Source organism: Streptomyces longispororuber (assembly GCF_024448165.1).
Classification (GTDB): domain Bacteria; phylum Actinomycetota; class Actinomycetes; order Streptomycetales; family Streptomycetaceae; genus Streptomyces; species Streptomyces longispororuber_A.
The window spans coordinates 1-10,447 of record NZ_JAMOLN010000285.1 but is presented as its reverse complement, the minus strand read 5'-3'; the positions used below and the strand labels follow the sequence as shown (position 1 = coordinate 10,447).

At 74.2% G+C, this 10,447-nt stretch carries 12 protein-coding genes and 3 pseudogenes; 9 read left to right on the top strand and 6 right to left on the bottom strand.

The window, feature by feature from the left end:
- Positions 1-997: ArsR/SmtB family transcription factor (locus M4J07_RS43720; RefSeq protein WP_255982122.1), on the top strand; the 997-nt coding region annotated here is incomplete at its 5' end.
- Positions 998-1,151: 154 nt separating this feature from the next.
- A complete protein-coding gene (locus M4J07_RS43715) occupies positions 1,152-2,027 on the top strand; it encodes an undecaprenyl-diphosphate phosphatase (protein ID WP_255982120.1) in 876 nt (291 codons plus the stop codon).
- Positions 2,028-2,140: 113 nt separating this feature from the next.
- Here the strand turns inward: M4J07_RS43715 and M4J07_RS43710 are convergent, their stop codons facing one another.
- Together M4J07_RS43710 and M4J07_RS43705 are read right to left on the bottom strand one after the other, a co-directional pair.
- The gene (locus tag M4J07_RS43710) at positions 2,141-2,392 is read right to left on the bottom strand and encodes a hypothetical protein (protein ID WP_255982118.1); all 252 of its coding nucleotides are present in this window, start codon (positions 2,390-2,392) and stop codon (positions 2,141-2,143) included.
- Positions 2,393-2,510: 118 nt separating this feature from the next.
- Positions 2,511-3,218: an SDR family NAD(P)-dependent oxidoreductase gene (locus tag M4J07_RS43705; RefSeq protein ID WP_255982116.1), complete on the bottom strand. Its 708-nt coding sequence runs from the start codon at positions 3,216-3,218 to the stop codon at positions 2,511-2,513.
- Between the two features lie 101 nt (positions 3,219-3,319).
- Between M4J07_RS43705 and M4J07_RS43700 the strand changes: the two genes are divergently transcribed.
- Together M4J07_RS43700 and M4J07_RS43695 are read left to right on the top strand one after the other, a co-directional pair.
- A complete protein-coding gene (locus M4J07_RS43700; protein WP_255982114.1) occupies positions 3,320-4,216 on the top strand; it encodes a helix-turn-helix transcriptional regulator in 897 nt (298 codons plus the stop codon).
- Between the two features lie 95 nt (positions 4,217-4,311).
- Entirely contained in the window at positions 4,312-4,488 is a 177-nt protein-coding gene (locus M4J07_RS43695; RefSeq protein WP_255982112.1) for a hypothetical protein, read from the top strand.
- 111 nt (positions 4,489-4,599) lie between these two features.
- Here the strand turns inward: M4J07_RS43695 and M4J07_RS43690 are convergent, their stop codons facing one another.
- Together M4J07_RS43690 and M4J07_RS43685 are read right to left on the bottom strand one after the other, a co-directional pair.
- Entirely contained in the window at positions 4,600-5,364 is a 765-nt protein-coding gene (locus M4J07_RS43690; protein WP_374215189.1) for an SDR family oxidoreductase, read from the bottom strand.
- Positions 5,361-6,017, bottom strand: a complete 657-nt coding sequence (locus M4J07_RS43685) for a hypothetical protein (RefSeq protein WP_255982108.1) — start codon at positions 6,015-6,017, stop codon at positions 5,361-5,363. The genes M4J07_RS43690 and M4J07_RS43685 overlap by 4 nt, the downstream gene beginning before the upstream one ends.
- A gap of 296 nt (positions 6,018-6,313) precedes the next feature.
- Between M4J07_RS43685 and M4J07_RS43680 the strand changes: the two genes are divergently transcribed.
- Together M4J07_RS43680 and lnt are read left to right on the top strand one after the other, a co-directional pair.
- The gene (locus M4J07_RS43680; RefSeq protein WP_255982106.1) at positions 6,314-6,784 is read left to right on the top strand and encodes a nuclear transport factor 2 family protein; all 471 of its coding nucleotides are present in this window, start codon (positions 6,314-6,316) and stop codon (positions 6,782-6,784) included.
- Between the two features lie 100 nt (positions 6,785-6,884).
- On the top strand, positions 6,885-8,465 hold the full coding sequence (lnt, locus tag M4J07_RS43675; protein ID WP_255982104.1) for an apolipoprotein N-acyltransferase: 1,581 nt from the start codon (positions 6,885-6,887) through the stop codon (positions 8,463-8,465).
- A gap of 3 nt (positions 8,466-8,468) precedes the next feature.
- Here the strand turns inward: lnt and M4J07_RS43670 are convergent, their stop codons facing one another.
- Together M4J07_RS43670 and M4J07_RS43665 are read right to left on the bottom strand one after the other, a co-directional pair.
- Complete coding sequence (locus tag M4J07_RS43670; RefSeq protein WP_255982102.1) at positions 8,469-9,374, bottom strand: Gfo/Idh/MocA family protein; 906 nt, start codon at positions 9,372-9,374, stop codon at positions 8,469-8,471.
- 62 nt (positions 9,375-9,436) lie between these two features.
- Positions 9,437-9,592 carry a hypothetical protein gene (locus M4J07_RS43665; protein ID WP_255982100.1) on the bottom strand — a complete coding sequence of 52 codons (156 nt, stop codon included), beginning with the start codon at positions 9,590-9,592 and terminating at the stop codon, positions 9,437-9,439.
- A gap of 11 nt (positions 9,593-9,603) precedes the next feature.
- On the opposite strand from M4J07_RS43665, the pseudogene M4J07_RS48600 reads away from it, so the two are divergent.
- The 3 pseudogenes from M4J07_RS48600 to M4J07_RS43650 all read left to right on the top strand — a co-directional run.
- Positions 9,604-9,795, top strand: a pseudogene (locus M4J07_RS48600) (FAD-dependent monooxygenase); the annotation flags it as partial.
- 5 nt (positions 9,796-9,800) lie between these two features.
- Positions 9,801-10,061: pseudogene (locus tag M4J07_RS43655) on the top strand (TetR/AcrR family transcriptional regulator); the annotation flags it as partial.
- A gap of 166 nt (positions 10,062-10,227) precedes the next feature.
- Positions 10,228-10,447, top strand: a pseudogene (locus M4J07_RS43650) (hypothetical protein); the annotation flags it as partial.

Here is a 10,447-nt window from a genome sequence, read left to right as displayed (position 1 = left end):
CGACGCGGACACCCTCGCGGGCAGCCGTTTCGTCGTGTCGTCGCTGGTGGAGACCACGGCGAGCCTGAAGAAGCTCGCGGCGCCGGTGGCCGCCCACCCCGGTGAGCGCCGCTGGCTGGACGCCCACCTGCCCGCCTACCGCGCCCGGCTCGCCGCCGACCCGGTGACCGCGCTGCTCGTCGACGCCGCGTTCGGGGCGACGTGGAACGCCGACTTCCTCACGCCGACCCCGGCGGGCCTGCGCGAGGACGACCTGGACGAGGGTCTCGGGCGCATCGGCGCGGTCTCCTCCGACGCGGTCCGCGCGGATCTCGCGGTCTCCTCGCCCGGACCGCTGCCCGGACCGCTGGCGGACGCCGACGACCTGGCGGAACGCGTCGCGGACCTGCTCGGGTGGGTGTGGCGGGAGACGGTGCGGCCCGAGTGGGCGCGGCGGCGCCGGGTCATCGAGGCCGACGTCGTCGCGCGGACCCGGGAGCTGACGCGCGGCGGCTGGGCCGCGGCGTTCGCCGGGATGCGGCCGACGATGCGCTGGCTGGGCGAGGGGCTGCTGCGGATCAACGCGCACGACTATCCGCCGCGCGACGTCTCCGGTGCGCGGCTCCTGTTCGTCCCGGTCACCCTCAAGGAGGGCTGGGTCTCCTGGCAGACCGACACCGACACCGACGGCTGTAGCGACAGGGACGGTGCCGGCGACCGGTACGCGGTGGTGTACCCGTGCGCGGGTGCGCTCGCCGACACCGGGAGGGCGACGCCGGACGGTCTGGCCGCGCTCGTCGGCCCGGCCCGCGCCCACGTCCTCGTCCGGCTCGAACAGCCGCTGAGCACCACCCAGCTCGTCGCGCTGACCGGTCAGGGCCTCGGTTCGGTGGGCCGTCACCTGAAGGTGCTGCTGGACGCCCGGCTGGTGGGGCGCCGCCGGGCGGGCCGCTCCGTCCTCTACTTCCGGACCCCGGCGGGCGACGCCCTCGTGGCGGCGCAGCGGGACCCCGACTGACCCGGGCCCGCGGCCCCCGTGGGGGTCCCGTCACTTTCGGACGCTACGCTGCCCCACGCGTGCGCCCGCGACCCATGTGGCGGGGGCGCGCACGCCCATGCCCGGCCCGCGCTCGCGGCCGGTCCCGCCCAGCCCTTGGATCGCGTACCCCTTCATGAATTGGTTCGAATCGTTCGTTCTCGGGCTCGTCCAGGGGCTGACGGAGTTCCTGCCCATCTCGTCGAGCGCCCACCTCCGGCTGACGGCCGCGTTCGCGGGCTGGTCCGACCCGGGCGCCGCCTTCACCGCGATCACGCAGCTCGGCACCGAGACCGCGGTGGTGATCTACTTCCGCAAGGACATCGCGCGGATCATCTCGTCGTGGTTCCGGTCGCTGACCGACAAGACGATGCGCGGCAACCACGACGCGCAGATGGGCTGGCTCGTCATCGTCGGCTCGATCCCGATCGGCGTGCTCGGCGTCACGTTCAAGGACCAGATCGAGGGCCCGTTCCGCGATCTGCGCCTGACGGCGACGACGCTGATCGTGATGGGTGTCGTGCTCGGCGTCGCGGACCGGCTCGCGGCCCGCGACGAGCTGGGCGGGAAGCACCGCGCCGTCCGGTCGCGCAAGGAGCTCAAGGACCTCTCCGTCAAGGACGGCCTGATCTACGGCCTGTGCCAGGCGATGGCCCTGATCCCCGGCGTCTCCCGGTCGGGCGCCACGATCAGCGGCGGCCTCTTCCTCGGCTACACCCGTGAGTCGGCGGCCCGTTACTCGTTCCTCCTCGCGATCCCCGCGGTGCTCGCCTCCGGCGTCTTCGAACTCAAGGACGCGACCGAGGGCGGTCACGTGTCGTGGGGGCCGACGGTGTTCGCGACGCTGATCGCGTTCGGTGTGGGGTACGCGGTCATCGCATGGCTGATGAAGTACATCTCCAGCAAGAGCTTCATGCCGTTCGTCTACTACCGGATCGCGCTCGGCATCGCCCTGTTCGTCCTCGTCTCGGCGGGCGTACTCAGCCCGCACGCCGCGGAGTCCGCGGGGTAGACGGCGGGTGTGCGTGAGTCCTGCCGCCTGCTGAGGCGGAGCCTTCCGCGCCGGCCCGGCGCGGCGGCGTACTGGCTGCCGGGGCACCCGGCAGCCCGGGTGCCGGCGCGGGGTCAGGGACGGCGGGTGGTGAGTTCGTCGACGCTCTTGGCGAAGGCGTCCGCGATCTTCTTGATGCCGCCGGTGCTCGTGTTGGCGGACTTGAGCAGGTCGACGATCGCTGCCGTGAGTTCGATGTTGCTCGCGGCCAGTGCCAGGTGCGTGGCGGCGAGTGCGCGGTCGATGTCGTCGGGGTGGGATGTGCTCTTCAGCTTGCCGACCGCGGTTTCGGCGGTGCCGAGCAGGTTCTTGGCTGACGAAGTCATGACTCCCCCTCGATACGCGTGACGTGTCCTCGCCAAGCTAGATGCAGTGCGCACATACCACCAGAGCGCCTCGGACCCGGAACGGGCCCGTCCGTCACCAGGGCAGCGGGTCCATCCGTCACCAGGGCAGCGGGCCCGACGCGTCGAAGAAGCCGCCGGTCGGTCCGTCGGGGCCGATCTGCGCCATCCGCACGATGATCTCGGCGCCCTCCTCGACGGTCTGTACGCCGGTGTTGCCGTTGAGGTCGGTCTTGGTGAATCCCGGCTCCACGGCGTTGATCCGGATGTCGGGAAAGGCCTTCGCGTACTGCACGGTCAGCGCGTTGACCGCGGTCTTGGAGGCCGGGTAGGCGATGCCGGGGTAGCCGTGACCAGGGCTCGTCGGGTCGGCGAGGGCCGTGAGCGAGGCGAGGCCGCTCGCGACGTTCACGACGACGGGGGCGGCGGAGCGGTGCAGCAGCGGCAGGAAGGCGTGGGTCACGCGCAGGGTGCCGAAGACGTTCGTCTCGAACAGCGGGCGCAGCGTGTCGACGGTCTCGTCGGCCGGGAGCACAATGCCGTTGCCCTCGGTGCGGCCCTCGATCCCGGCGTTGTTGACGAGGACGTCGAGGCCACCGTCGGCCTCGATCCGGCGGGCCGCGGCGGTGACGGACGCCTCGTCCGTGATGTCGATGAGGACGTGCCGGGCGCCGGTCTCCTCGGCGGCGCGGCGGCCGCGCTCGAGGTCCCGGCTGCCGAGGTAGACGGTGTGGCCGGCCTCGACGAGACGGCGGGCGGTTTCGCGGCCGAGGCCCTTGTTGGCCCCGGTGATGAGTGTCGTGGTCATGGTTCGATCCTGCGGCGGCGCGGCCCCCGCTGCCAGCAGTCCCTGCTTCCTGGGACTCGCGGTACCAGGAAGTTCCGTACCGGACGGGGCACAGTAGGGGCATGGCGAGCACGGCATTCGACGGACATCCGGACCCCGGGCGCTTCGGTGACTTCGGGGACGCGGTGCGGCGGTGGCGGGACCGGGTGTCGCCGGAGTCGGCGGGGCTGACGGTGGTCGGGCAGCGGCGCGCGGCCGGGCTGCGCCGCGAGGAGCTGGCGCTGCTCGCCGGGATCTCCGCGGACTACGTGACCCGGCTCGAACAGGGCCGCGCGACCCGCCCCTCCGACCAGGTGGTCGAGGCGCTGGCCCGCGCGCTGCGGCTGTCCGGTCAGGAGCGTGCGCATCTGTTCCGGCTCGAGGGGCTCGCGCCGCCCGGCCCCGACACCGTGCCGGGCACGCTCGCGCCGAGCGTGCACCGGCTGCTGGAGCGGCTGGCCGGGACGCCGGTCGCGGTGTTCGACGCGGCGTGGACGCTGCTGCTCGCCAATCCGCTGTACACGGCCCTGATGGGCGACGGCCCCGAGGATCCCGACGGCCCCGGGCACCGGCGCAACGGCGTCTGGTGGACGTTCCTCGGCCCGCCGCGCCGGGTCCGGCAGAGCGACGCCGAGCGGCGCGCGACGGAGGCCGCCCTCGTCGCCGATCTGCGGGCCACCGCGGGCCGTTACCCGGCGGATCCGCGGCTGCGCGACCTGGTGGCGGAGCTGCGCGCGGACAGCGGCCGGTTCGCCGGGCTGTGGGACTCGGGGGCCGTCGGCCGCCACGAGGGGACCCGCAAGACGATCGACCATCCGCAGGCCGGCCCCGTGACGCTGGACTGCGACATCCTCACCGTCGCGGGCGACGATCTGCGGGTCATGGTCTACACGGCCGAGTCCGGCTCCCCGGACGCGGACCGCCTCGCGCTCCTGTCCGGCACGGTGCTGCCCGCCCTGCTGACACCGTCGGCACCCTGAGGGCCGCGGCAACTCCCTTGCCCAGTTGATCACTTGGCGCAGCCGACCGCTCGCTCAGGGTTCCCAACCGGCCGGGCCGCACGTAGCCTGGGCGCATGCCGCCGCCAGTCTCCTCGGGTTCCGCGCGGTCTGCCGCCGAAGTGAACGAGCAGATCCGCGGCCTGTGGCTGCGCGCGGCCGGCCGGCTCACCGCCGACCAGCGCGCCGAGTACGAACTGCTGGTGGCGGAGTGGGCACGCGCCATGCGGGTCGCCGTCGGCGAGGCCGCGTGACCCGGTCGGTGCCGCGCGGGACCTGACCTGCGGCCGACAGGGGCGTTCCGGTCGGTGCCGCGCGAGACCCGACCTGCGGCCGACAGGGGCGTTCCGGCAGGTGCGGCCCGCTCAGCGGCCGCCTGCCACCCTCACCACCGTGCCCGTCGTGTACGCCGCGTCCGCGGACAGCAGCCAGGCGATCGCCGCGGCCACCTCGTCGGCGGTGCCCGGGCGGCGCAGCGGGATGCCGGGGGCTGCCTGGGCCGCCCGGTCGGGGGCGCCGCTGGCGGCGTGGATCTCGGTGTCGATGATGCCGGGCGCGACCGCGTTGACCCGCACGCCGACCGGCCCCAACTCCTTGGCCAGGCCCAGGGTGAGCGTGTCCACGGCGGCCTTGGACGCGGCGTAGTGCACGTAGTCGCCGGGGCTGCCGAGGGTGGCCGCCGCGGACGACAGGTTCACGATGGAGCCCTCGCCGCGGGCGCCCATGTCGCGGGCGGCGCGACGGCAGCACAGCAGTACGCCGAGGACGTTGACGTCGACGACGCGGCGCAGGTCCTCGGTGGTGGTGTCGGCGAGCGGGCCGAGCGGGGCGGTGACGCCCGCGTTGTTCACCAGGCCGGTGAGCGGCCCGAGTTGGGCGACGGCCTCGTCGAACATCCGCTCGATGTCGGCCTCCTGGCCGGTGTCGGCCCGCAGGACGGCGCAGCGCGCGCCCTGGGCACGTACGGCCTCGGCGGTCCGCTCGGCGGCGTCCTCGTCGCGTACGTAGCTGAGCGCGACATCGTGTCCGTCGCGCGCGAGCCGCAGCGCCGTGGCGGCGCCGATCCCGCGACTGCCGCCGGTGACAAGGGTGATGGGGCGGGGCAAGGGAGCCTCCCGGTCGGTGATCATGTCGCGCCGGGCGCACCGTACCAGCGCCACTGCGTGCGCCGTTCACGGCCCTCCAGATCACCGCGGCCGGTCGCCCAGAGCAGCGTCGGCCACGGCTCCGTACCGCCGGGCACGTCGGGGAAGAGCCGGCGCAGGGTGCGGGCGCAGAGATCGGCCGGCGGTTCGAAGGGGACGCCGAGACCGGTCGCCATGTCGTGGGCGTGCGCGAGGGTCTCGACGACGCCCATCGCGGCGAAGCCCTCCGGGTCGGAGACGTCGTGGACGTGGTATCCGCGGGCGGTCGGCGGGGTGGCGCGGACCACGGCGGCGAGGATGCCGCCGCACGCGTCCATCACCCGCAGCAGGGCGGCCGGTCCGGCGTCGCGGTCGGCCGTCACGGTGTTCTGCGGGCCGGTGGGACTGCGCCGGTCCCAGCCGAAGGGCAGGTTGCCGTCGACCGCGGGGGTCAGGGGGCCGATGTGGGCGGCGTACCAGAAGAGGTCGTCCGCGAGGTGCTCGCCGGTCTCCCAGACGGTCCAGGTGAGGCCCCCCGCCGGGACGTCCCAGTCGGCGTCGAGCGCGGGGGTCAGCGCGGCGACGGCGAGGAGGACGGCCTCGGCCACGTCGTCGGCGGTCACGGGTCCGGCCGCCGGGCTGTTCGGTTCTGCTGGCATGGGGCGACCGTAGCAGCGATCTTCCCGGCCGCCCCGGGAGTTTCGCCGGACCCGGTCCGGCGCGGGCGTCAGCCCTTGCCCTGCCGTGCCTTCTTGGCGAGCCGCCGCTTCTGACGCGACGTCAACTCCTTGCGTGCGGTCTGCCGTTCGTACGCGGTCCTGCGATCGGCGTTCTTCACCAACTACCCCCTATTGATGGCCAGTTGACCGAATTCCCATCGGCCGCATGGTATCCCCGTTCATCCCGCGTGCGCACGACTCTTGGCTCCGCGCGACGCGGCACCGACACTGAGCCGATGACGCAGCGTGTGGAACTCGCGACCGTCCTCGACCGGCTCGCCGTCGACGAGCTGGTGACCGACTACGCGGTGGCCGTCGACGACGGCGACTGGACGGCGTACCGCGCGCTGTTCGCGCCGGACGGCCGCGCCGACTACCGCGACGCGGGCGGGGTGGAGGGCAGCGCCGAGGAGATCGCGCGCTGGCTCACCTCGACGATGGAGCTGTTCCCGATGCGGCAGCACCTGATCGTCAACCGGCGGGTGCGGTTCGGGATCCTCGACCGGGACGTCGGCGACACCGCCCGGGTGCAGGCCGACTTCATCAACCCCATGCGGTTCGCCGGCGAGGGCACGGCCCCGGACTTCGTGTGCGGCGGCCGGTACGCGTTCGGACTCGTCCGCACGCACAGTGGCTGGCGGATGCACCGGGTGACGGTGCACGAGAAGTGGCGGCGCGCTCCGGAGCGGGCCGCCGCCGGGGCGTGAACACTGCGCCACCTCGCCGAACGCCCACTGTCGTTGATCGCTTCCGGCGCGCACACTTGAAGGCACTGGCAGGTGTCGTACGACCCGGGAGGCCCGGCGCATGGAGCGATGGCGGCAGCGGCTCGGCTCGTCGCCCTGGTGGCGCGGTGCCGCGGCGGTCGGGGCGGGCGCCCTGCCCGCGCTCGCGTTCCCGGCGCCGTCCCTGTGGTGGTTCGCCTATGTGGCCCTGGTGCCGTGGATGCTGCTCGCGCGCTCGGCGGCCACGCCGCGCCGGGCGGCGCTCGACGGCTGGCTCGGCGGCCTCGGCTTCATGCTCGCGGTGCACCACTGGCTGCTGCCGAGCCTGCACGTCTTCACGGTCGTCATCGCGGCGCTGCTCGGCGCGCTCTGGGCGCCGTGGGGCCGGCTGCTGCGCAGACTGCTGCACGGTGTGCCGTCGGCCGGGCAGGCGGCGGCCGCCCTGGTCGCCGTGCCGTCGGCCTGGCTGATGGTCGAACTGGTCCGTTCGTGGCAGGGGTTGGGCGGCCCCTGGGGGCTGCTCGGTTCCAGCCAGTGGCAGGTGGTGCCCGCGCTGCGGCTCGCCTCGGTGGGCGGCGTCTGGCTGGTCAGCCTGCTCGTGGTGACGGTGAACACCGGGATCACCGTCCTCGTCGTCGCGCGCGGGGCCCGGGTGCCGGCGGTGGCCGGGCTCGTCGCGACGGTGACGGTGACCGGTGCCGCCTGGGCGTGGGCGCCGCGTCCGGCGACCGACGGACGGGTGCGGATCGCGGTGGTGCAGCCGGGGGTGGTCGCCGGCGCCGACAGCGTCGCCCGTCGCTTCGACCGCGAGGAGGAGCTCACCCGCCGGCTGGCCGGGCAGGACGTCGACCTGGTGGTGTGGGGCGAGAGCAGCGTCGGCTTCGACCTGGCCGAGCGCCCCGACCTGGCCGGCCGGATCGCCGCCCTGTCCCGCGAGGTGGGCGCGGACGTCCTCGTGAATGTGGACGCCCGCCGCCCGGCCGGCGACGGGGGTTCGACGGCCCGGGGCATCTACAAGAGTTCGGTCCTGATCGGCCCGGACGGACCGACCGGCGCACGCTACGACAAGATGCGCCTGGTGCCGTTCGGCGAGTACGTCCCCGCGCGCGGGCTGCTCGGCTGGGCGACGTCGGTCGGCAAGGCGGCCGGTGAGGACCGGATGCGGGGCACCCGGCAGGTCGTGATGGACGTCCGCCACGGCGGCCGTGACCTACGGGTCGGCCCGCTGGTCTGCTTCGAGTCGGCGTTCCCCGACATGACGCGGAAGCTGACGCGGGACGGGGCCCGGGTGCTGCTGGCCCAGTCGTCGACGTCGACGTTCCAGCACAGCTGGGCGCCCGAGCAGCACGCGTCGCTCGCGGCGGTGCGGGCCGCGGAGACGGGCCGCCCGATGGTGCACGCCACGCTGACCGGGGTGTCCGCGGTGTACGGCCCGGACGGGGCGCGCGCCGGTGCCTGGCTGGGTGCGTCGGCGAGCGCGGCGCGGGTGTACGAGGCGCCGACCGCGCACGGCAGCACGCTGTACGTCCGGTTCGGCGACTGGCCGGTGCACGCGGCGGTCACGGTCCTCGTGGTGCTCGCGGCGGCGGAGGCGGTGCGCTGGTCCAGGCGGCGGGCGGCGGCGTCCGGTCTGCCGTCCGCCCACGTCTGGCACGGCCGCTGACGCTCAGGCGCCGGTCCGCAGCACCTCGCGCACGATCTGCTCGCAGAGCTCATGGGTGGCGAGCGCGTCCCGGGCGCCGAGCACCTTGCCCGCGCGGACGGCGTCGAGGAAGGCGAGCACGACCTGCTCGATGCCGCGCTGGCGGGCGACCGGGACCCAGTCGCCGCGGCGGCGGACGGTCGGCTGGCCCTTGTGGTCGATGACGTCGGCGAGATTGACGACCTGCCGCTTGGTGTCCTGCCCGGAGACCTCGAGGATCTCCTCGGTCGAACCGCTGAGCCGGTTCATGACGCCGAGCGCGGTGAAGCCGTCGCCCGCGAGCTGGAGCACCACGTGGTGCAGCAGTCCGTCCTCGACACGGGCCCGCACGGTGACGTCGTCGACCGTGCCGGGCACCAGGAAGCGCAGCGTGTCGACGACGTGGATGAAGTCGTCGAGGATCATCGAGCGCGGCTCCTCGGGCAGGCCGACCCGGTTCTTCTGGAGCAGGATCAGCTCGCGCGGGTGCTCGACGCACTGCGCGTACCCGGGCGCGTACCGCCGGTTGAAGCCGACGGCGAGGCTGACGCCGCGCTCCTCGGCGAGCCGCACGAGCCGCTCGGACTCGGCGAGTTCGTAGGCCAGCGGCTTGTCGACGTAGGTGGCGACACCGGCCTCCAGGAGCCGCGTCACGATCTCCGGGTGCACGGCCGTCGGCGCGTGCACGAACGCCGCGTCGAGCCCCTGAGCGATCAGGGAGTCCAGGTCGGTGTGGCGCTGTGCCTCGGGGATGCGGTGCTGGTCCGCGATCCTGGCCAGGGTGGCGGGCGTCCGGGTCTGCAGGTGCAGTTCGATCCCGGCCTGCGTGGTGAGCACGGGAAGGTATGCCTTCTGCGCGATGTCGCCGAGTCCGATGCAGCCGACCTTCACGTTCCTGTACTCCTCTGTCGCCGATGCCCCGTTGCGTCTGGGCAGCATACGGGCGTCGCGGGCTACCGCCGCTCGCCCTGCGCGACGTAGGGCCGCTGTTGCGGCGGGCGCCAGTCCGCGATGCCGTCCATGCCGCGCAGCAGCACGGCCGGGCCGAGGGCGTCCGCGGCCCGGATCGCGGTGTTGCGCAGGGCGATCACGGACCGGCTCCGGGTCATGTTGACGCGGGGTCGCCCTGCTCGGCGACGCCGCGCACGCCATGGCACCGACGCTCGGCCAGGGCGGCAACCAGGCCATCGAGGACGCGGTCGTCCTCGCCCACCACGCGGCCCCCGGCGCCCCGCCGGACCTGCCCGGATACACCCGCGCACGACAGACCCGCACGACGCGGATCGCCCGCAGGGCGATGACGGTCAGCCGCCGCTCCACCCCCAACTGCTCGTCTGCCGCTATGAGTTGGCACTGGAGGCCACGCGCAGGCCGGAGCTGCGCGCGTTCTTCGACGACACCGGCCGGCAGTTCCGCGAGCCGCTCACCGCACTCCTGCGCGCGGCCGGCTCACGCGATCCCGAGCGGCACACCCTGTCGCTGGTGGCCTGGACCGAGGGGATCATGTTCTCGTGCGTGGCGGGCTCCTACCACGCGGCGGTACCGAGCCTCACGGAACTCCGGGCGGGCTTCGGGTAGTTGCTGCACGGCATGCTGGGCGGGGCGGACGACTGAGCCGCGGAACTCCGGGAGGGCTGCGGCGACGCCACCGGCCGGCACCCCGGCGCCCCGGCCGTCACCCGTGCGGGGCATCCTCACCCGCTCCGGCTGCCCCACGGCGACTCCGTCCAGCAGAGTTGCCCGGGTGCCCAGAAAGTCCAGCTCAGCCACGCTCCTGCTGTCGGCGGCGGTCACGGCCGTCACCGCCGCCACCGCCTCCGGATGCGTGAGCGTCCCCACGCCGACCGCCCCCGCCGCTCCGTCACCGGCCGCCACGGCCCCGGCGGCGCCCCGTCCCGACGGCCACGCCGACGACCGGCCGCTCGTCCAGGCGCCCGCACGGGAAGCCATGGAGCGGACGGGCC